Annotated in this window: 17 protein-coding genes and 1 riboswitch; of the genes, 10 read left to right on the top strand and 7 right to left on the bottom strand. The window is 67.5% G+C overall.

Annotated elements, in window-relative coordinates; translation table 11 throughout:
* Positions 1 to 151: 151 nt before the first annotated feature.
* The gene (locus tag ACWELQ_RS11940; protein ID WP_452397031.1) at positions 152 to 2,767 is read right to left on the bottom strand and encodes a LuxR C-terminal-related transcriptional regulator; all 2,616 of its coding nucleotides are present in this window, start codon (positions 2,765 to 2,767) and stop codon (positions 152 to 154) included.
* 65 nt (positions 2,768 to 2,832) lie between these two features.
* Positions 2,833 to 3,654, bottom strand: a complete 822-nt coding sequence (locus tag ACWELQ_RS11935) for an MmyB family transcriptional regulator (protein ID WP_452397030.1) — start codon at positions 3,652 to 3,654, stop codon at positions 2,833 to 2,835.
* Between the two features lie 101 nt (positions 3,655 to 3,755).
* Here ACWELQ_RS11935 and ACWELQ_RS11930 point away from each other — a divergent pair, with 101 nt between their 5' ends.
* Positions 3,756 to 4,292: a YceI family protein gene (locus ACWELQ_RS11930; protein ID WP_452397029.1), complete on the top strand. Its 537-nt coding sequence runs from the start codon at positions 3,756 to 3,758 to the stop codon at positions 4,290 to 4,292.
* Between the two features lie 75 nt (positions 4,293 to 4,367).
* On the opposite strand, the gene ACWELQ_RS11925 is transcribed toward ACWELQ_RS11930, so the two are convergent.
* The 3 genes from ACWELQ_RS11925 to ACWELQ_RS11915 all read right to left on the bottom strand — a co-directional run bounded on the left by ACWELQ_RS11925 (position 4,368) and on the right by ACWELQ_RS11915 (position 7,959).
* A complete protein-coding gene (locus tag ACWELQ_RS11925) occupies positions 4,368 to 5,465 on the bottom strand; it encodes a CaiB/BaiF CoA transferase family protein (protein WP_452397028.1) in 1,098 nt (365 codons plus the stop codon).
* A 108-nt stretch (positions 5,466 to 5,573) separates the two neighbouring features.
* Entirely contained in the window at positions 5,574 to 6,443 is an 870-nt protein-coding gene (locus ACWELQ_RS11920; RefSeq protein ID WP_452397027.1) for an amidohydrolase family protein, read from the bottom strand.
* A 109-nt stretch (positions 6,444 to 6,552) separates the two neighbouring features.
* On the bottom strand, positions 6,553 to 7,959 hold the full coding sequence (locus tag ACWELQ_RS11915; RefSeq protein WP_452397026.1) for an FAD-dependent oxidoreductase: 1,407 nt from the start codon (positions 7,957 to 7,959) through the stop codon (positions 6,553 to 6,555).
* Positions 7,960 to 8,180: 221 nt separating this feature from the next.
* Between ACWELQ_RS11915 and ACWELQ_RS11910 the strand changes: the two genes are divergently transcribed.
* The 6 genes from ACWELQ_RS11910 to ACWELQ_RS11885 all read left to right on the top strand — a co-directional run bounded on the left by ACWELQ_RS11910 (position 8,181) and on the right by ACWELQ_RS11885 (position 12,472).
* Positions 8,181 to 8,624 (top strand): Rv0361 family membrane protein, encoded by a 444-nt coding sequence (locus ACWELQ_RS11910; protein ID WP_452397025.1) that lies wholly within the window; start codon positions 8,181 to 8,183, stop codon positions 8,622 to 8,624.
* A gap of 62 nt (positions 8,625 to 8,686) precedes the next feature.
* Positions 8,687 to 8,801, top strand: a riboswitch (SAM riboswitch).
* Between the two features lie 14 nt (positions 8,802 to 8,815).
* Complete coding sequence (locus ACWELQ_RS11905) at positions 8,816 to 9,238, top strand: rhodanese-like domain-containing protein (RefSeq protein WP_452397024.1); 423 nt, start codon at positions 8,816 to 8,818, stop codon at positions 9,236 to 9,238.
* Complete coding sequence (locus ACWELQ_RS11900) at positions 9,235 to 10,449, top strand: O-succinylhomoserine sulfhydrylase (protein WP_452397023.1); 1,215 nt, start codon at positions 9,235 to 9,237, stop codon at positions 10,447 to 10,449. The genes ACWELQ_RS11905 and ACWELQ_RS11900 overlap by 4 nt, the downstream gene beginning before the upstream one ends.
* A gap of 63 nt (positions 10,450 to 10,512) precedes the next feature.
* Positions 10,513 to 11,322, top strand: coding sequence for an alpha/beta fold hydrolase (locus ACWELQ_RS11895; protein ID WP_452397022.1), 810 nt, complete (start codon positions 10,513 to 10,515; stop codon positions 11,320 to 11,322).
* Between the two features lie 53 nt (positions 11,323 to 11,375).
* The gene (locus ACWELQ_RS11890) at positions 11,376 to 12,020 is read left to right on the top strand and encodes a DJ-1/PfpI family protein (protein ID WP_452397033.1); all 645 of its coding nucleotides are present in this window, start codon (positions 11,376 to 11,378) and stop codon (positions 12,018 to 12,020) included.
* Positions 12,017 to 12,472 carry a MarR family winged helix-turn-helix transcriptional regulator gene (locus tag ACWELQ_RS11885; RefSeq protein ID WP_452397021.1) on the top strand — a complete coding sequence of 152 codons (456 nt, stop codon included), beginning with the start codon at positions 12,017 to 12,019 and terminating at the stop codon, positions 12,470 to 12,472. Before ACWELQ_RS11890 ends, ACWELQ_RS11885 begins: the two co-directional genes overlap by 4 nt.
* On the opposite strand, the gene ACWELQ_RS11880 is transcribed toward ACWELQ_RS11885, so the two are convergent.
* Positions 12,469 to 13,227: an HAD-IIA family hydrolase gene (locus ACWELQ_RS11880; RefSeq protein WP_452397032.1), complete on the bottom strand. Its 759-nt coding sequence runs from the start codon at positions 13,225 to 13,227 to the stop codon at positions 12,469 to 12,471. The two genes, ACWELQ_RS11885 and ACWELQ_RS11880, sit on opposite strands and share 4 nt — an antisense overlap.
* Positions 13,228 to 13,546: 319 nt before the next feature.
* Between ACWELQ_RS11880 and fgd the strand changes: the two genes are divergently transcribed.
* The 3 genes from fgd (at position 13,547) to ACWELQ_RS11865 (ending at position 18,110) form a co-directional block, all read left to right on the top strand.
* Complete coding sequence (fgd, locus tag ACWELQ_RS11875) at positions 13,547 to 14,554, top strand: glucose-6-phosphate dehydrogenase (coenzyme-F420) (RefSeq protein ID WP_452397020.1); 1,008 nt, start codon at positions 13,547 to 13,549, stop codon at positions 14,552 to 14,554.
* Between the two features lie 281 nt (positions 14,555 to 14,835).
* Entirely contained in the window at positions 14,836 to 16,917 is a 2,082-nt protein-coding gene (gene pta / locus ACWELQ_RS11870) for a phosphate acetyltransferase (protein ID WP_452397019.1), read from the top strand.
* Positions 16,914 to 18,110, top strand: a complete 1,197-nt coding sequence (locus tag ACWELQ_RS11865; protein ID WP_452397018.1) for an acetate kinase — start codon at positions 16,914 to 16,916, stop codon at positions 18,108 to 18,110. The genes pta and ACWELQ_RS11865 overlap by 4 nt, the downstream gene beginning before the upstream one ends.
* Positions 18,111 to 18,315: 205 nt before the next feature.
* Here the strand turns inward: ACWELQ_RS11865 and ACWELQ_RS11860 are convergent, their stop codons facing one another.
* A complete protein-coding gene (locus ACWELQ_RS11860; RefSeq protein ID WP_452397017.1) occupies positions 18,316 to 18,762 on the bottom strand; it encodes a tetratricopeptide repeat protein in 447 nt (148 codons plus the stop codon).
* Between the last annotated feature and the right edge of the window lie 37 nt (positions 18,763 to 18,799).

Here is an 18,799-nt window from a genome sequence, read left to right as displayed (position 1 = left end):
GTGAACCTCAATGGGCTCACACTGCGCCGGATGTTAACTGATCAAGAGTTGATTGCTCTAGTCCGAGCTTCGACTCGAATACCGTGACGGTGGGCGGCGAGACAAATCGCACAATTTGCAGGTAGAAAGGTTTCCCTGCCCACCAAGCGGATCAGATCTCTGATTTGCCAGAAGATGTCCCGCCGCGCATCAAATCGGCCAACGCCTCCCGGTCGGTGACGTCGAGCTTGATGCAAGCCCGGTAGAGATGCCCCTCCACGGTCCGCACCGACACCGTCAGCCGATCGGCGATCTGCCGGTTCGACAGGCCCGCCACCACCAGATTCGCGATCTCCCGTTCCCGCGCGGTGAGCGGCAGCGGTTGCGCGGACTGCCGCAGCGCCGGGGTCGAGGCCCCGCCGCAGGCGGCGGCCAGCCGGTTGGCGGTGGCCGCGGATTCCAGCAGTCGGCGCCGGTCCCCGGCGCGCTCATGCGCGGAGGCGGCCTGCGCGGCCGCATCGGCTGCCGAGAGCAGCGCTCCGATCGCCTCGAATTCCGCTGCGGCGGTATCCAATCCGGGCCCGTCATGGGCCGCGACTGCGACGGCGTGCCGGGCCTGCACCTGGACCAGGCGGCCGTCGATGCGGGCGGCGAGATCCGCGAGCCGTCCGGCCACGGTGTGATCGCCGAAGCGAGCGGCGGTGTGCAGCGCCATCGCCTCGACGGCGTGTTGATGCGAGCGCGCGGCCTGGTCGGCGGCCCCGATGGCGAGCCGGACGGCGGGTGTCACGGTGCCTTCGGCGGCTGCTTGCATGGCCCGCGCCAACTCCAGCAGCGTCCCGTAGACGGCGCTGTGCCGTCCGCCCCGGAAGGTCGCCGCCGCAATGGCTTCCGCGGCCTCGGCGGGCCGCCCGATCGCCGCGTACGCCTCGGCCAGCCGCAGTTGCGCGGGGAACATCCAGGCCGCCGCGCCCTCGGTGCTGAGCGCGGCGAGGGCCTGTTCGAGATTGTCGATGCCCTGCGGGAATTGGCCCTGCGCCACATCCACGGTGCCCTGCAGGATCTTGGCCATGCCCCAGGCGAGGTATTGGCCGGGCGAGGAGAACGGGTAGGGCGTATTGGCGCAGCGGCGTGCGGTCTCCAGTTCGCCGGTGAAGGTGAGCGCCAGAACTTCCGCGTGCGCGAACATGAACCGGTTCAGGCCGTCGATATGCGACTCGATGGCGTGGCCCCTGGCCGCGTACTGCCGAGCCGCGTCACCGCGACCCATGAGCGCGAGGGCGAGCCCGCCGCCGAAGGCCGCCCAGTACACCGCCCACGGCGGCGCGTCCGGCATCGACATGACCGGTTCGGCGAGGGTGAACGCCTCTTCGATCCGGTTCTCGTTGACCGCGCACGCCGAGGCCACACCGTCCAGTGTCGCAACGATTTTCGGGTGCTTGACGCGGCTGCGCACCGATTCCAGCACGGCATCGGCGCGGTCGGCGTCGCCCATGGACCACAGCAGGTTCGACACCCGGGTGCAGCCCCAGTTGGCCAGCTGCACCTCGTTCATCTGGTCCGGATCGAATCCGGCCAGGGTGCGCTCGGCCTCGATGCGATGCCCCTGCCACAGCAGCGCCCGCGCCAGCAGATCCGCCGCCTCGACTCCACCGCGTCGTTCCACCGCCGCCCGCGCGAACCGTTCTCCCAGTGGGAGATTCGCCAGCGCGATGGCATCGGCCGCCGCCGCCTCGAACAGCTCCAGATCCGCGGATTTGTCACTGTCCAAGGCCAATTCGGCCAGCCGGATGCGCTCGTACGCGGAATTGATCGGCCGGTCCTTCAACGCCGAGTACAACCGCCCGCGCAGCCGCCGCGCCGACGCGATGCCCAGTCGCCGCCGGATCACCTCGCCGAACAACGGATGGTTGTAGCGCACCAGCAGCTGATGACTGTTCTCGACAATTCGGATGAGCCCACGGGTCTCGGCGGATTCGACCGCTTCCTCGCTCGCGATCTCCGAGAGCACGTCCAGATCGATGGGCTCGCAGAAGGTGAGCAGTTCGAGTACCCGCAATACCGAATCGGGCAGCTGTTCCACCCGATCCTCCAGCAGCGCAGCCAATTCCGAGGTGACCGCCGCGCGCCCGCGCAACTGCCACACCCCGTTGACCTGCCGCAGCGTCCCCGCCTCCAGCGCGCCTTCGACCAAGTGCCGCAGGAAAAGCGCGTTGCCGCCGGAGGATTCCCACATCAGATTGGCGGTGAAGCCTTCGAGTTGCCCGCCCAGCATGGATTCCACCAATTCCACGCTCTGCCTTTGCGTGAACGGTTTCAGGTCCAGCCGCAGCAGGTGCCCGTCCTTCCACAGCGAGGTCACCGCGTCGGGCACCTGGACCCCGCTGCGCACGGTGCACACGATGTGGGCGGCCCGGTCGATGGCGAGTTGCAGCAGCAGGGTGGCCGAGAGTTGATCGAGCAGATGCGCGTCGTCGACCCCGATGATGGTGTGCCCGTCCGCGAGCAGCGCTTCGCGGGCCGCGGCCATGAAGGTCACCGGGTCGTGGGCGGTGTAGACCCCCACCATGTGCGCGAAGACGCCGAGCGGAATGCTCCGGGCGGATTCGGTCCCCGCGACCCATCGAATATTTCCCCCGACGGCGGCGGTGGCCTGCCGTGCCAAGGTGGTCTTGCCGACCCCCGCGTCACCGGTGAGGACCGCCCCGACCAGATCGTCGCCGGTGAGCGCCGCTCTGATCGATTCGAGTTCGCTCTCCCGCTCGACCATCGGCCAATTCCGAGCCATGGGTCAACTGTAGTGCGCCCGCGCGGCCCGGGCAGGGTTTACGAAGGCCCCGGCACCTGCGGTTTTTATTCGTTGACCAGCCGTAATCCGGGTGTGCGGGCCTGTCGGCGGTCGACCAGCCAGATGGCGACGGTCTGATCGGCGGCCGGATCCAGGGTCTCCACCTCGACCTCGACCTCGCCCCGCAGCGGGTGCTGAATCTTCAGCACGACGGTCCGGAAGTCGGTGAGCCGGTGTTCGCGCCAGCGTTGCTCGAATTCCGGATGGCGGCTCAGCAGGGCGACGACGGCCTGCACGGACTGGTCGTCGGGGAAGCGGGTGGCGGCCGCGCGCAGCGCCGAGGCGGCCATATCGGCCACCGCGTCCCAGTTCAGGAAGACCTTCCGGGCGGTGGGGTGGGCGAAGACGTAGACGGCGAAGTTGCCGTGCGCCTCCTCCTCGAACATGCCGAGCGGCTCGGCGAAGTCGCGGAAGGAGGGGTTGCCGTGCAGCAGGTTGAGCCAGCGGCCGAGCACGAACGCGGGTGTCGGCTGCAGCGCGTCGACGACCGCCTGAATGGTTTCCGAGACCTGCTCGCGGGCCTGTCCCGCCGAGGGGCAGTTGGCCTTCTGTTCCAGGCCCAGCGCCAGCTTGCCGAAGTGGTGCTTCTCGATCTCGTTGAGCCGCAAGGCATCCGCGAGGGCGGCCAGCACGGCGGTGGAGGGGTTGGTGTCGCGTCCCTGCTCGAGCCGGGCCAGGTAGTCTGCGCTGACGCCGGCGAGTGCGGCGACCTCTTCGCGGCGCAGTCCGGGCGTGCGCCGCCGCCGACCGGACGGCAGCCCGACGTCCTCGGGTTGGAGCGCGGCACGGCGTGCGATCAGGAACTCGGCGAATTCGGTACGGGACACCTCTCCATAGTGCCTGGTCCTGGTTCCGTTATCCCAGCCCTGCCAGTCCCCGGATAACCACGGCCTGGCTAAGCGGACCGCAGTCCACTTAATCTCATGGCATGACGACTTCCGAGCAGACCACCCTCGCCCCCGGCGCCTGGACCCTCGACGCTGCCCACTCCTCGGTCAACTTCACCGTGAAGCACCTGGGCATCTCCAAGGTCCGCGGCCGTTTCAACCGCTTCGAGACCGGCTTCGTCGTGAACGAGGCCGGCGAGGCGGCCATCGAGGCCACCATCTACTTCGACTCCTTCGACACCGGCAACGAGATGCGCGACGGCCACGTCCGCAGCGCCGACATCCTCGATGTCGCCAACCGCCCGCACCTCACCTTCCGCGTGCCCGAGCCGGTCGCCCTGACCTCCGAGTTCGAGGTCACCGGCGAGGCCACCATCGGCGGCATCACCAAGCCCGTCACCCTCGAGGTCGAGTGGGGCGGCGTGCAGGTCTTCCCGCAGGACAACAAGGAGCACGCCGGTTTCACCGCGTCGGGCACCATCAAGCGCAGCGAGTTCGACGTCGCCCCCGGCATGCCGAACGCCATGCTGAGCGACAAGATCGCCATCGAGCTCGACATCCAGCTCGTCGCCCCGTAAGACCCCGCAGCCGCATCGGAAAAGTCAACGCCCCCTGTGTGATCCACAGGGGGCGTTCGGCTGTCCGGCGAAAGGTCAGTCGGCCCAGACGGATTCGATCGGCGTGCCCTCGTTCGGGGGCGGCGTGGGGGTGCCGGACGGGGTCCGCGAGAAGCGCGGGGCCGGGGCGTGCTGCACGACGCCGTCGATCTCGATCAGCCCGGTGCGGGCCTGGATGTGCGGATTGCTCTCCGCCTCGGTGAAGGTCAGCACCGGCGTGGTGCAGGCGTCGGTGTTCTCGAAGACGGCCCACCACTCGTCGCGGGTCCTGGTCTTGAACTTCTCGGTGAACAGCTTGCGCAGCTGATCCTGACCGGCCGGGTCGAGCTGATGCGGCAGCCCGTCGGGCGAGATCTCCAGGCCCGCGAGCAGTTCCGCGTAGAACTGCGGCTCGATGCAGCCCACCGCCATGTACTTGCCGTCGGAGGTCTCATAGGTGTCGTAGAAGGCCATGCCGGTGTCGAGCAGGTTGGTGCCGCGCTCGTCCGACCACAGGCCCATGCCCTTCATGCCCCAGATCATGTGCGAGAGGGAAAGCGCGCCATCGATCATGGCCGAGTCGATGACCTGGCCCTTCCCGGAACTCTGGCGTTCCACCAGCGCGGCGAGAATGCCGAAGACCAGGAACATGGAGCCGCCGCCGAAGTCGCCGACCATGTTCAGCGGCGGCACCGGGCGTTCGCCCTTGCGGCCGATGGCATTCAGCACACCGGTCAGCGAGATGTAGTTGATGTCGTGCCCGGCGCGATCGGCCAGCGGACCGTACTGGCCCCAGCCGGTCATGCGGCCGTAGACCAGGCGCGGATTGCGTTCCAGCGCGGCCTCCGGGCCCAGCCCCATGCGCTCGGTGACGCCCGGCCGGAAGCCCTCGATGAGAACATCGGCCTTTTCGAGGAGCCCGAGCACCTTCTCGATGTCGGCGGGATCCTTCAGATTGGCCTCGACGATGGTGCGGCCACGCCACTGCGGGCGCTCCATGAATCCGGGGAACTGGCCCGGGCGCTGCACCCGCACCACATCCGCGCCGAGGTCGGCGAGCAGCAGTGCCGCGTGCGGACCGGGGCCGATGCCGGCCAGTTCAACAACCCGGACGCCCGCGAGCGGGCCCTGCTTGGCGGTGGATGGAGTGCTCACGCCCTACCTCGGTTCATCGTCGAATCCTGTGCGCCGGTCCGCGAACCGGTGTTGACGCTACGACAATAACGCGGGGCCGATGCGTGCCGGGAGGGTGGGCGGGATCACTCAGTTGTCGATGATCGGCAGTGGGAGCGTGTCCGGGGGCGGCGGCTTCGGCAGCGCCGAGCGCGGCAATCGCAAGGTGGGCAGCTCGCCCGCGGCCATGCGCACCGTCTCCGGGTCCTCGAGGGTGCGGTCCTTGGCGGGCAGTCCGTAGAAGGCGCGGGCATTGTCTTCCAGCACCTTGTGCAGGTCCGAACCCACCGCGTCGGCGATGACCGAGATATCGGTGTCGCGGAACGCCCGGTCGGCGCGGGTGCCCGGCAGATCGGTCCCGAACATCAGGGCGTCCGGATTCACGGTGTGGATCTTGCGCAGGGCCGCACCGACATTCATCGACACCCGTCCGAAGCCGGACGCCTTCACCTTCGCACCCCGATCGACCAGGTTGAGCAGATACGGCAGGCAGTCGTCGGACATGCCCAGGTGATCGATGGACAGCTTGGGCAGCTTGGTGATGACCGGTTCCAGCGAACCCAGCATGGATCCGTCGATATAGAGCTCGACGTGCCACCCGGCCAGTTCGTAGGCCCGCAAGGCCAGCATGGTGAGCCCGACGATGTCGCCGCCCGCGCGCTTGAGGTTGAACCGGATGGCCCGCACCCCGGCCCGGTTCAGATCGATGATCTGCTGATCGGGGGCGTCGACCGGGAGCATGGTGACGCCCACCCAGCCCTCGCCGAGCGCGTCCAGGGCCTCGAGGAGATAGCTCTGATCGGTGCCCTGGAAGGACCCGCTGACCACGGCACCACCGTCGATATCGAAGCGGGACATGCGCTTGCGATAGTCGGCGATGGTGTACGGGTCGGGCAGGTAGCCCTCGTTCTCGACCAGCGGGAACCGCGGATCGAAGATGTGGAGATGGGCATCGAACACTTGATCAGCATGCCTCAGAACGGTGACATGTGTGGACAACCTTGTCCGGCAAGCGGATTCGCGCTGGTCAGGACATCCTGTCCAGCGCTGATCCGAGAATCCTGACGGGTCAGGAAACCTTGTCGGGCTCGGACGCGGCGAGCATCTCGTCGCGCTCGACGACCTTGACGCGTTCGCGGCCCTGCGGCTCGCCCAGGGCGCGCTCGTGCGCGTCGAGGCGGTACCAGCCGGCCCAGGTGGTGAACGGGATGCCCTTGGCCTCGAGGAACTCGGTGACGGCGTCGCGCTCGGGGCGCGGGGCCGGGACGAAGTTCGCGGCGTCGTCGAGCAGGCAGGCGATGGTCTCGTTGGCGTCGCCCTTGGTGTGGCCGATGAGGCCGACCGGGCCGCGCTTGATCCAGCCGGTCACATAGGTTGCGGGCTCGTAGCGGTCCGCGCCGTCGGCGTCCTCGTTCACCAGCACGCGACCGGCCTCGTTGGGGACGGTGCCCGCCTGGTCGTCGAAGGGCAGGGCCGGGATGTTCTGCGACAGGTAGCCGACCGCGCGGTACACGGCCTGGATGTCCCAGTCCTTGAATTCGCCGGTGCCCTTGCAGTTTCCGGTGCCGTCGAGCTGGGTGCGCTCGGTGCGCAGGCCCACGACCTTGCCGTCCTCGCCGAGGATCTCCGAGGGGTTCTCGAAGAAGTGCAGGAACAGCTTGTGCGGGCGGTTGCCGACATCGCGAATGGCCCACTGCTCCAACGTGTTGCAGATCATGTCGACCTGCTTGGAGTGCCGGCGCGCGGCCTCGGAGCCCTCGTCGTAGTCGATGTCCTCGGGGTCGACGATGACCTCGATGGTCGGCGAGTGGTCCAGTTCGCGCAGCTCGAGCGGGGTGAACTTGGCCTGCGCGGGTCCGCGGCGGCCGAAGACGTGGACCTCGAGCGCCTGGTTGGCCAGCAGCCCCTCGTAGACGTTCGGCGGAATCTCGGTCGGCAGCAGCTCGTCACCGGTCTTGGCCAGCACGCGGGCCACGTCGAGGGCGACATTGCCGACGCCGAGCACGGCGACCTTCTGCGCGTCCAGCGGCCAGGTGCGCGGCACGTCCGGATGCCCGTCGTACCAGGACACGAAGTCCGCGGCGCCGTAGGAGCCGTCCAGGTCGATGCCCGGAACCTCCAGTGCGCGGTCGGCATTGGCGCCGGTGGAGAAGATGACCGCGTCGTAGAACTGACGCAGATCCTCGAGGGTGATGTCGACGCCGTAGTCGATATTGCCGAGCAGGCGGACCTGGTCCTTGTCGAGGACCTTGTGCAGCGCGGTGATGATGCCCTTGATGCGCGGGTGGTCGGGGGCGACGCCGTAGCGGATCAGGCCGAAGGGCGCGGGCATGCGCTCGTAGAGGTCGATGCTGACCCCGTCGAACCCGGCGGGTGCGTCGGACTTCATCAAGGCATCGGCGGCATAGATGCCGGCCGGTCCTGCGCCCACGATCGCAATGCGTAGCGGGCGGGTCGCTGCACTCTGTTCGGTCATTTTTCCGCGCACCCTTTGGGTCGAAACTAACTTGCCGTCAAAACTTAGCCGTCGGTCTTAGCTTAGGCTAAGTTGACGCCCTGGCTTCGGTGACCATCGTCGGCCCCCGACGCTGCAGCGTTGCTGCGTTGTCCTGCTATTCCCGCGCCTGGGGCGGAAATTCTGCTGATTCTATGCGATGGCCTTCCGGGTCCCGCGCACCGACCAGGCATGATCTACCCATGAGCGACGCCGAGGAGACAGTCGAGGAGACGGTCCAGTTCGATCAGAACGAGACGCGAAGCATGTGGCCGTTCCTGGTCGCGGCCGGTCTCATCGCGTTCGTGATCCTGGGCATCGTGATCGCCACGCTGGTTTCGCCGGTTGAGAAGAATGTCACAGATACCGATCGGCTCTCGGCACCCGCGGGCAACTTCATCAAGTACCGCAGCGACAACGGCAAGTACGAACCGAGCTTGGCCTGCAAGGGATTCGACGAGAGCAACTCGCCGCTCAGGATCGCCGTGGAGACCGGCGGCCCGATCAGCTTCGACGCCTTGAAGGACCCGGTGATCGACGGCGACAAGGCCACCGCCCAGGTCACTTTCAGCGCCGGTGGCGCGCAGACCACGTCGACCTGGCACTTCACCAAAGAGAATTCCCGCTGGTTGGTCTGCAGTTCGTGACAAGGTCCGAAGTCCGGCGAACCGTTTGACACGGGTGCCGGTTTTTCGGCACTCTCATCCCAGGTCATGAGTATCAGCGCCAAGCCCCGGCTGGCTGGTCGGCAACCCTCCTCCGCGGTGGGGTGCTCCGGGTGACGACCTGGCCTCGCACCGAACGCGGTGCGGCAAGTGCGGATTCACAGGAGGTACAGGTGAACTACGCGGGTGACATCACGCCGAAGCAGGCGTGGGAGTTGTTGCGCGACAATCCGGATGCGGTGCTGGTGGATGTCCGCACCGAGGCGGAATGGCGTTTCGTCGGGGTGCCCGACACCAATGGCATCGGCCGGCCGACCGCGCTGATCGAATGGGTGGACGCCACCGGCGCGCCCAATGCGCGGTTCGTGGACCAGTTGCGGCAGGCGCTCGCCGCGCGCCCGGACGATTCGGACGCGCCGGTGCTGTTCATCTGCCGCTCCGGCCAGCGCTCGATCGGCGCGGCCACCGCGGCCACCACCGTGGGCATCTCCCCGTCCTTCAATGTGGTCGACGGGTTCGAGGGTGCGCTCGACGCTCAGGGTCATCGCGGCAGCACTGGCTGGCGCGCCGACGGACTTCCGTGGAGGCAGTCATGATCACCGGCGGTTCTTTCGACAAGCCGCTCCCCGAGGGCGTCGGCCCGGCCACGCAGGCCGTGCGCGGCGGCACCCGGCGGTCCGGCTTCGACGAGACCTCCGAGGCGCTGTTCCTCAATTCGGGTTTCGTCTATGAGAGTGCGGAGGCGGCTGAAGCGTCTTTCACCGGCGATATCGAGCACTTCGTCTACTCCCGCTACGGCAACCCGACCGTCGCCATGTTCGAGGAGCGGTTGCGCCTGATCGACGGCGCGGAAGCGTGTTTCGCGACCGCGTCGGGCATGTCCGCGGTGTTCACCGCGCTGGGCGCGCTGGTGGCCGCCGGTGACCGTCTCGTGGCGGCGCGCAGCCTGTTCGGTTCCTGCTTCGTGGTGGCCAACGAGATCCTGCCGCGCTGGGGCGTGGAGACGGTCTTCGTCGACGGCGAGGATCTGGACCAGTGGGAGCAGGCGCTGTCGGTGCCGACCACCGCGGTGTTCTTCGAGACCCCGTCGAACCCGATGCAGACCCTCACCGATGTGCGCGCGGTCTCCGATCTCGCGCACGCGGCGGGCGCGAAGGTGGTGCTGGACAACGTCTTCGCCACCCCGCTGTTGCAGCGCGGTTTCGACCTGGGCGCGGACATCACCGTCTACTCGGGCACCAAGCACATCGACGGCCAGGGCCGGGTGCTCGGCGGCGCGATCCTGGGACCGCAGGATTACATCGACGGTCCGGTGAAGAACCTCATGCGCCACACCGGTCCGGCGCTGAGCCCGTTCAACGCCTGGACGCTGCTCAAGGGCCTCGAGACCATGCCGCTGCGCTTGCGTCAGTCGGTGGATTCGGCGCTGAAGATCGCGCAGTTCCTGGAGAACCACCCGGCCGTGGCGTGGGTGAAATACCCCTTCCTGTCCTCGCATCCGCAGTACGAGCTGGCCAAGCGGCAGATGTCCGGCGGCGGCACGGTCATCACCTTCGAGCTGAAGGCCCCGGAGAACGAGGCCAAGAAGCGCGCTTTCGAGGTGTTGAACCGGCTGCGCATCATCGACATCTCCAACAACCTCGGTGACGCGAAGACCCTGATCACTCACCCGGCCACCACGACCCACCGTGCCATGGGCCCGGAAGGCCGTGCGGCCGTGGGCATCACGGACGGTGTCGTCCGCATCTCCATCGGTCTCGAGGATGTCGAGGACCTGCTGGGCGACCTGGACCATGCGCTGAGCTGATCCGGCTAGCGACGTCAGGCCGGTGTCAGCCGGATATCAGGCCTGACGTCGAAAGTTGTTCTCATGACGAAGAACAACAGCTCCTCCGCTTCCTCCACCACCCTCTGGACCGGCATGATTCCGGTCGACGACACCGCGCTGTTCTGCACCGACACCGGCGGCGACGGCATCCCGGTGATCTACCTCAACGGCCAGTTCGCCACCCAGGGCTACTGGGCCAAGGTCATCGCCGAACTCGGTGACGGCTTCCGCCACATCACCTTCGACGAGCGGGCGCGCGGCAAGAAGTCGCTGAAATCGGCCGACTACTCCTTCGAGGCGTGCGTCCGCGATGTCGATGCGGTCCTCGCCGCCCGCGGTGTCGAGAAGGCCCTCGTGATCGGCTGGTCCTACGGCGCTTTCGTCGCCGCGCACTGGGCGAGCCGCAATCCGGAGCGGGCGCTGGGCGCGATCCTGGTCGACGGCGCGCAGCCCTACGACTGGTTCGACGACGCCATGGAGATCCGCATCCGCAAGCTGTTCAAGCGGCTGGCCCCGGTGACCGTGCTGTTGCGCCCGACCGGTCTGACTCCGAAGCTGTCGGCCGCGCAGCAGGCGGAAAGCAATATCGAGCTGGGCAAGATCTCCCGCGCGGCGGCGCTGGGTCCGGTGCTCGACAACATCACCGTGCCGACCCGGTACGTGGTCGCGTCGGGTTCCTCTTTTGGCAGCAAGGGCGACGAGCAGGAGCGGATTCGCACCTCGATCGCCGGAGTCTGCGAACGCAATCCGTTCATCGAGGTCAGCGCGAAGGTTCCGAGCAACCATGACCACATCCTGGGCAAGGACTTCCGCGCGGTCGCCGATGCGGTGCGCCAGACCGCGGCAGCATGAGGACGGGGAAAACATTGACAGTATGCTGTCAAATATGACAGCATACTGTCATGATGAAAACAGTTCACATGGCCGTGTACGACACCTTCTCCGACTGGGAGGTCGGGCATGCGACCGCGCACATCAACCGCGAACTCTGGCAGCGCGAACCCGGCACCTGGCAGGTGAAAACCGTTGGGATCAGCGCCGATCCGGTCACGTCGATGGGCGGCATGCGGGTTCTGCCCGACCTCGCGCTCGAAGATCTGAAGCCCGCCGACAGCGCGATGCTGATCCTGCCGGGACTGGCGACCGAATTCGATCCGGCCAGCCCGATCACGACCTTCGCGGGCAAGGCGCGGGAGTTCCTGGACGCCGGGGTTCCGGTCGCGGCCATCTGTGGTGCGACTTTCGGGCTGGCGAAGGAGGGGCTGCTCGATGGTCGGCCGCACACCAGCAATGACCCCGGATACCTTTCCTACTCCGGATATTCGGGCGGCGAGCACTACGTGGGATCGGCGACGGCCGTCACCGACGGTGATTTGATCACCGCGACCGGTACCCGCCCCGTCGACCTCGCCCGCGAGATCTTCGCCCGGCTCGGCATCTACGAGCCGCACGTGCTCGAAGCCTGGTACAAGCTGTACGGAAACAATGATCCGGCAGGCTTTTACGAGCTGTTCGAGTACGAACAGCAGCGCGCGGCAGCCGCGCGATGACTCGCACCGACCAGCAGCTCTTCGCTACCGCGGCGGTCACCTCGTTCAAGCTGAACGGCCAATTCCTCACCATCGCCGAGGAATTGGCCAAACCGTCGGGGATCACCGTGGCGTGGTGGCAGGTGCTGGGCGCGGTGTTGCACGAGCCGCTGCCGGTGGCGGGCATCGCACGCGAGATGGGCATCACCCGGCAGAGCGTGCAACGGGTCGCGGATCTGCTGGTGGACAAGGGTTTCGCCGAGTACCGCCCGAATCCGGCGCATCGCCGGGCCAAGCTGGTCGCGATCACCGAGGCCGGGCACGAGGCGGTCCGGCGCATCGACCCGCAGCACAAAGCCTTCTCGAAACGGCTTGTCGCGCAGCTGGGCCGGGAGGAACTGGCGCGCATCGTGGACGCGCTGACGACCCTGTCGGCCGCCCTCGACGCGCTCGAGGGCGACCGGACCGACTAGGCCGCGAACGGGTCCTTGGTCTTGCCGACCAGGGCGGCGACCGACGGCAGGATGGTGGTCGGGCGGTACGGGAACTGCTCGACCAGGGCCGGGGTGGAGATGCCGGTGGTGACCAGGATGGTGCGCATGCCCGCCTCGAGGCCCGCGATGACATCGGTGTCCATCCGGTCGCCGATCATGACGGTCGAGAGCGAGTGCGCCCCGATGCGGCGCAGCGCCGACCGCATCATCAGCGGGTTGGGCTTGCCGACGTAGTAGGGCTTGCGGCCGGTGGCCTGGGTGATGAGGGCCGCGACCGAGCCGGTGGCCGGGAGGATGCCCTCGCGCGAGGGTCCGGTGGCGTCCGGGTTGGTCGCGATGAAGCGCGCGCCCGCCGCGACCAGCCGGATGGCGGTGGTGATGGCTTCGAAGGAGTAGGTGCGGGTTTCGCCCAGCACCACGTAGTCCGGATCGGAATCGGTGAGGATGTAACCGATTTCGTGCAGCGCGGTGGTGAGGCCGGATTCGCCGACCACGTAGGCGGTGCCGCCCGGACGCTGATCGTTGAGGAAGGTGGCGGTCGCCAGCGCCGAGGTCCAGATGGATTCGACGGGGATCTCGAGGCCGGTGTGCTTGAGCCGGGCCTGCAGGTCGCGCGCGGTGTAGATCGAGTTGTTGGTGAGCACCAGGAACGGAATGTCGTTGTCGCGCAGTTCGGCGAGGAACTTGTCGGCTCCGGGCACCATGTGATTCTCGTGAACCAGGACGCCGTCCATGTCGGTCAAGTAGGAGAGGATCGGTTCTGCGCTCGAGTTGGTCACGCGCATATTCTCCGCTATCCCCGGACCGAACGCTCATATATTCCTGCTCTGATTGACCGTCCGACCGGTCTCATCCCCGGAATACCGTCCCCCGACCCGGGGTTCGAGGACTTGGGTGTGACCCCTGCCGCACCGCCTCCCGGCACTGGACCTATGGTGCGAGGTAAGTCCGTTTGCGACGCCGTGCTGTTTTCTCGAGCGATGCGGTGTCGCGGGCGGCGGCGGGAGGTTGGCCCGCACAACCCAAGCGCAGCAAGGCGACAGGAGTGCCCAGGTGAAAGACCTCAAGCTCGGTTACAAGGCGTCCGCGGAACAGTTCGGCCCGCGCGAACTGGTGGAACTCGCGGTGGCGGCGGAGGAGCACGGCCTCGACTCCGCCACCGTCTCCGATCATTTCCAGCCCTGGCGGCACAATGGCGGCCACGCCCCGTTCTCGCTGGCCTGGATGACCGCGGTGGGTGAGCGCACCAGCCGTATCCAGCTCGGCACCTCGGTGCTGACCCCGACCTTCCGCTACAACCCGGCGGTCGTCGCGCAGGCCTTCGCGACCATGGGCTGCCTGTACCCGGACCGGATCATGCTGGGCGTGGGCTCGGGCGAGGCGCTCAACGAGATCGCCACCGGCTACATCGGCGAATGGCCGGAGTTCAAGGAGCGTTTCGCGCGCCTGCGCGAATCCGTGGATCTCATGCGGGCCCTGTGGACCGGTGAGCGCGTGGACTGGGAAGGCCAGTACTACAAGACCGTCGGCGCTTCCATCTACGACGTGCCCAAGGGCGGCATCCCGGTGTACATCGCGGCCGGTGGCCCGCTGGTGGCCCGCTACGCCGGTCGCGCGGGTGACGGTTTCATCTGCACCTCGGGCAAGGGCATGGACCTCTACACCGAGAAGCTGATGCCCGCCGTCGCCGAGGGCGCGGCGAAGGTCGGCCGCACGGTCGACGATATCGACCGGATGATCGAGATCAAGATCTCCTACGACACCGATCCTGTTCTGGCGCTGGAGAACACGCGCTTCTGGGCCCCGCTGTCGCTGACCGCCGAGCAGAAGCACTCCATCACCGACCCGATCGAGATGGAGGCCGCCGCGGACGCGCTGCCGATCGAGCAGATCGCCAAGCGCTGGATCGTGGCCAGCGATCCGGACCAGGCCGTCGAGCAGATCAAGCCGTACCTGGACGCGGGCCTCAACCACCTGGTCTTCCACGCCCCGGGCCATGATCAGCGCCGCTTCCTGGACCTGTTCCAGCGCGACCTGGCCCCGCGCCTGCGGGCCCTCTGAGGCGTCCCGGATCACACCCGGACGGGTGGCACACGGGGACGGACAACCCTTGCGGAATCCCTTGCCCGTGTGCCGCCGATCGGTCCGAAACCGCCCTCCGAGCGGGACATATGTCATGTGATTGCAGTCTCGCGCGCCAGGGATGAGTTTCGGGCCCGACGGGAAACGGCCGGTAGAACGGGTCTTGACTGATCAATAGCAAATATGCATAACCAAACGCGCTTGACGTGTTGCCTGCCGGACGCGGAAATCGGCCAATAACGCTCGGTAGGCTTTCGCTCATGTCTGCCACACCGGTTTCCAGTGTGTACATCGCGTCCCCCGAGGGCGACACCGGCAAGTCGACGGTGGCGCTCGGGGTCCTCCAGGCACTCGCCGCGACCACTCCCCGAGTCGGCGTGTTCCGGCCGATCACCCGGTCCGCCAACGGACGCGACTACATCCTCGAACTCCTCCTCGAACACTCCACCTCCGACGTCGACTACGACCAGGCGATCGGCGTCACCTACGAACAGGTGCACGAGGATCCGGACGCCGCGATCAGCGAGATCGTGATGCGCTATCACGCCGTCGCGAAGCAGTGCGACGCCGTGCTCATCGTCGGCTCCGACTACACCGATGTCGCCAGCCCCTCCGAATTGCGCTACAACGCCCGCATCGCGGTCAACCTGGGCGCGCCCGTGCTGCTGGTGGTGCGCGGAATCGGCCGCACGTCAGACGAATTGGGCCAGCTGGTCGAGCTGTGCCGCGGCGAGCTGAAGGCCGAGCACGCCAAGCTGGTGGCCGTCATCGCCAACCGCTGCGAGCCCGGGCAGATCGAGGCCGACGCCGAAGTCCTGAAAAAGGTTGCGGCCGTGCCCTCCTGGGCGCTGCCCGAGGTGCCGCTGTTGCAGGCCCCGACCATGGAGGAGCTGCGCGACGCGATCGGCGGCGAACTCTACAGCGGCGACCCGGAACTCATGCAGCGCGAGGCCCTGGACGTGATCGTCGGCGGCATGACCGCCGAACACATTCTCGAACGCCTCACCGACGGCGTCGCCGTCATCACCCCCGGCGACCGCTCCGACGTGCTGCTGGCCCTGGTGAACGCCCATGAGGCGGAAGGCTTCCCGTCGCTGGCGGGCATCATCATGAACGGCGGCATGCTGCCGGAGCCGTCCATCGCCCGGCTGATGGCGGGCCTCAAGCCCAAGCTGCCGATCCTGTCCACCGATCTGGGCACCTTCGAGACGGCCAAGGCGACCGCGCTCACCCGCGGCCGCGTCTCGCTCTCCAGCATCCGCAAGGTCGACACCGCGCTGGCGGTGATGGAGGAGCGGGTCGATCCGCGAGAACTGCTGCGGCAGATCGAGGTTCCCATCCCGAACATCGTCACCCCGCAGATGTTCGAGTACCAGCTCATCGAGCGCGCCCGCAACGACCGCAAGCGCATCGTGCTGCCCGAGGGCGACGACGACCGCATCCTGCGCGCCGCCGGCCGGGTGTTGCAGCGCAAGATCGCCGACCTGACCATTCTCGGTGACGAGGCCGCCATCCGCGGTCGCGCCGCCGAGCTGGGTGTGGACATCGACGCCGCCGAGGTGCTCGACCCCAAGACCTGCGCGCTGCGCGACGAATTCGCCGAGGAGTACGCCCGCCTGCGCGCCCACAAGGGCATGACGGTGGACCGGGCCCGCGAATTCATCAGCGACATCTCGTATTTCGGCACCATGATGGTGCACATGGGCGTCGCCGACGGCATGGTGTCGGGCGCCGCGCACACCACCGCGCACACCATCCGGCCCTCGTTCGAGATCATCAAGACCACGCCGGGCGTGTCCACGGTGTCCAGCGTCTTCCTCATGTGCCTCGCGGATCGCGTACTGGTGTACGGCGATTGCGCCGTGGTGCCGGATCCGACCCAGGAGCAGCTGGCCGATATCGCCGTCTCCTCCGCCCGCACCGCCGCCCAGTTCGGCATCGATCCGCGGGTCGCCATGCTTTCGTACTCGACCGGTGAATCCGGCTCCGGCGCGGATGTGGACAAGGTCCGCGCCGCCACCCACCTGGTGCACGAGCGTGCGCCGGAGTTGTTGGTGGAGGGCCCGATTCAGTACGACGCCGCCATCGAACCGGCGGTCGCCAAGACCAAGCTGCCCAATTCCGAGGTGGCCGGTCAGGCGACGGTCTTCATCTTCCCGGACCTCAATACCGGGAACAACACCTACAAAGCGGTGCAGCGCAGCGCCGGAGCCGTGGCCATCGGGCCCGTGCTGCAGGGTCTGCGCAAGCCGGTCAACGACCTCTCGCGCGGCGCGCTCGTCGCGGACATCGTGAACACCGTTGCCATCACCGCCATTCAAGCCCAACAGGAGGCGCAATGAAGGTACTGGTGATCAACTCCGGTTCCTCGTCCATCAAATACCAGCTGCTGGAACCCGAGTCGGCCGACGTGGTCGCCTCCGGCGTGGTGCAGCGCATCGGTGAGGATGTCGAGAGCGACGTCGTGACCGTCGAACACAAGTGCGGCGGTGAGACTTTCGAGTACCGGGGGCCGCTGGCCGATCACGCGGCGGGCCTGCACGTGGTGTTCGATCTGTTCAGCGCGTCGGGCCAGGATCTGGCGCACGCCGATCTGGGCGCGGTCGGGCACCGGGTGGTGCACGGCGGCGAGGTCTTCTACCGGCCCACGCTGATCGACGACGACGTGGTCAAGGCGATCATCGACCTGTCTTCGCTGGCCCCGCTGCACAATCCACCGAACGTCATCGGCATCGAGTCCGCGCGGGCGCTGCTGCCGGACGTGCCGCAGGTCGCGGTGTTCGACACCGCCTTCTTCCACGAGCTGCCCGACGCCGCCAAGACCTACGCCATCGACGCGGAAACCGCTGCCGCGCACGGCATTCGCAAGTACGGCTTCCACGGCACCTCGCACGACTACGTGTCCGCGCAGGCCGCCGCGTTCCTCGGCAAGGACCGTTCCGAGCTGAACCAGATCGTGCTGCACCTGGGCAACGGCGCGTCGGCTTCGGCCGTGCGCGCGGGCAAGGCCGTGGACACCACCATGGGCCTGACTCCGCTCGAGGGCCTGGTCATGGGCACCCGGTCCGGGGATCTGGACCCGGGCATCATCTTCCACCTGATCCGCACCGCGGGCATGGGGGTGGACGACGTGGACGCCCTGCTCAACCGGCATTCCGGCATCAAGGGCATCTCCGGGGTGAACGACTTCCGGGAGCTGGGTCAGCTCATCGAAACCGGCCATCCCACCGCGACTTTGGCATTCGACGTCTACATCCACCGGCTGCGCCGCTACATCGGCGCGTACCTGATCGACCTGGGCAAGGTGGACGCCATCACCTTCACCGCCGGTGTCGGCGAGAACGACGCCAAGGTCCGCGCGGCCGCGCTGGCCGGTCTCGAGAACTACGGCATCAAGATCGACGCGGCGCGCAATACCGCGAAAGACCGTTCGGCCCGCCGCATCTCGACCGACGACTCCGCGATCGATGTGCTGGTCGTGCCCACCAACGAGGAGTTGGCCATCGCCCGGGCCTCGGCAGAGCTGGTCGGCTGAACCGCCTTCGAGTACGGCCTTCATGAAAACATCACGATGCGATTGGCATTGTGAGACCCGGACCTAGGAACCTCCCCCGGTCCACCAAACCGGAACCCGTGTCGCACCACGCACAACTGCGGTAGGGATCGACCTTCCCTCGCTCGATCCCGCGTTCTCAGGCTGCCCCCGAGATCACCGCAGGCGGCACGGGCTCCTCCGGTTCTCAGAACCAGGATTTGGCGCGCACCGCGTTGGCCAGATCGACCAGGGCGTAGCGATGCGTGCGCGCGGGAGCCGAACGGGCCAGCCCGCGCAGCCCGGTCTCGATGCCGCGTCGCAGATCCCGCTCGGTGAACGGCGATCCGAACAGCTTGGCGCTGGGCGATTTCGGCCGCTTCCCGGCCTGCACCCAGCCCAGCGCGATACCCAGGCTCAGAATCCGCAGTTGGGCCGCGCGACCCTCCCCGGGCGGCAGATTCTGCACCCGCGCCGCCGCCACCTGCAAGGTCGACTCGTCCAGATCCGCGGCGGGCGCGCAGGTCAGCAGCATGAGAATGGCCGTCATGCGGGCCTCGGCGTAATGGCGCGAGGCGGGCGGCACCTGATCGAGCGCGTGCACGGCCGCGCTGCGAGTTGTCCTGGTAGCCCTTCTGGCCGTCGATGTAGACATGGTTGTTCACCGTCTTCGGGTCATCGACGATGCCGTG

Source organism: Nocardia sp. NPDC004722, from assembly GCF_053601505.1.
The sequence above is the reverse complement of the archived record's forward strand: the minus strand, read 5'-3'. Positions and strand labels throughout refer to the sequence as shown.

Bases quoted from the DNA above. Each gene is read 5' to 3' on its own strand.
- ACWELQ_RS11885 (WP_452397021.1), top strand. From the start codon at position 12,017: ATGACTCGCACCGACCAGCAGCTCTTCGCTACCGCGGCGGTCACCTCG.
- ACWELQ_RS11940 (WP_452397031.1), bottom strand. From the start codon at position 2,767: ATGGCTCGGAATTGGCCGATGGTCGAGCGGGAGAGCGAACTCGAATCG.
- ACWELQ_RS11895 (WP_452397022.1), top strand. From the start codon at position 10,513: ATGACGAAGAACAACAGCTCCTCCGCTTCCTCCACCACCCTCTGGACC.
- ACWELQ_RS11910 (WP_452397025.1), top strand. From the start codon at position 8,181: ATGAGCGACGCCGAGGAGACAGTCGAGGAGACGGTCCAGTTCGATCAG.
- pta (WP_452397019.1), top strand. From the start codon at position 14,836: ATGTCTGCCACACCGGTTTCCAGTGTGTACATCGCGTCCCCCGAGGGC.
- ACWELQ_RS11880 (WP_452397032.1), bottom strand. From the start codon at position 13,227: ATGGACGGCGTCCTGGTTCACGAGAATCACATGGTGCCCGGAGCCGAC.
- ACWELQ_RS11900 (WP_452397023.1), top strand. From the start codon at position 9,235: ATGATCACCGGCGGTTCTTTCGACAAGCCGCTCCCCGAGGGCGTCGGC.
- ACWELQ_RS11865 (WP_452397018.1), top strand. From the start codon at position 16,914: ATGAAGGTACTGGTGATCAACTCCGGTTCCTCGTCCATCAAATACCAG.
- ACWELQ_RS11860 (WP_452397017.1), bottom strand. From the start codon at position 18,762: ATGTCTACATCGACGGCCAGAAGGGCTACCAGGACAACTCGCAGCGCG.
- ACWELQ_RS11915 (WP_452397026.1), bottom strand. From the start codon at position 7,959: ATGACCGAACAGAGTGCAGCGACCCGCCCGCTACGCATTGCGATCGTG.
- ACWELQ_RS11930 (WP_452397029.1), top strand. From the start codon at position 3,756: ATGACGACTTCCGAGCAGACCACCCTCGCCCCCGGCGCCTGGACCCTC.
- ACWELQ_RS11890 (WP_452397033.1), top strand. From the start codon at position 11,376: ATGAAAACAGTTCACATGGCCGTGTACGACACCTTCTCCGACTGGGAG.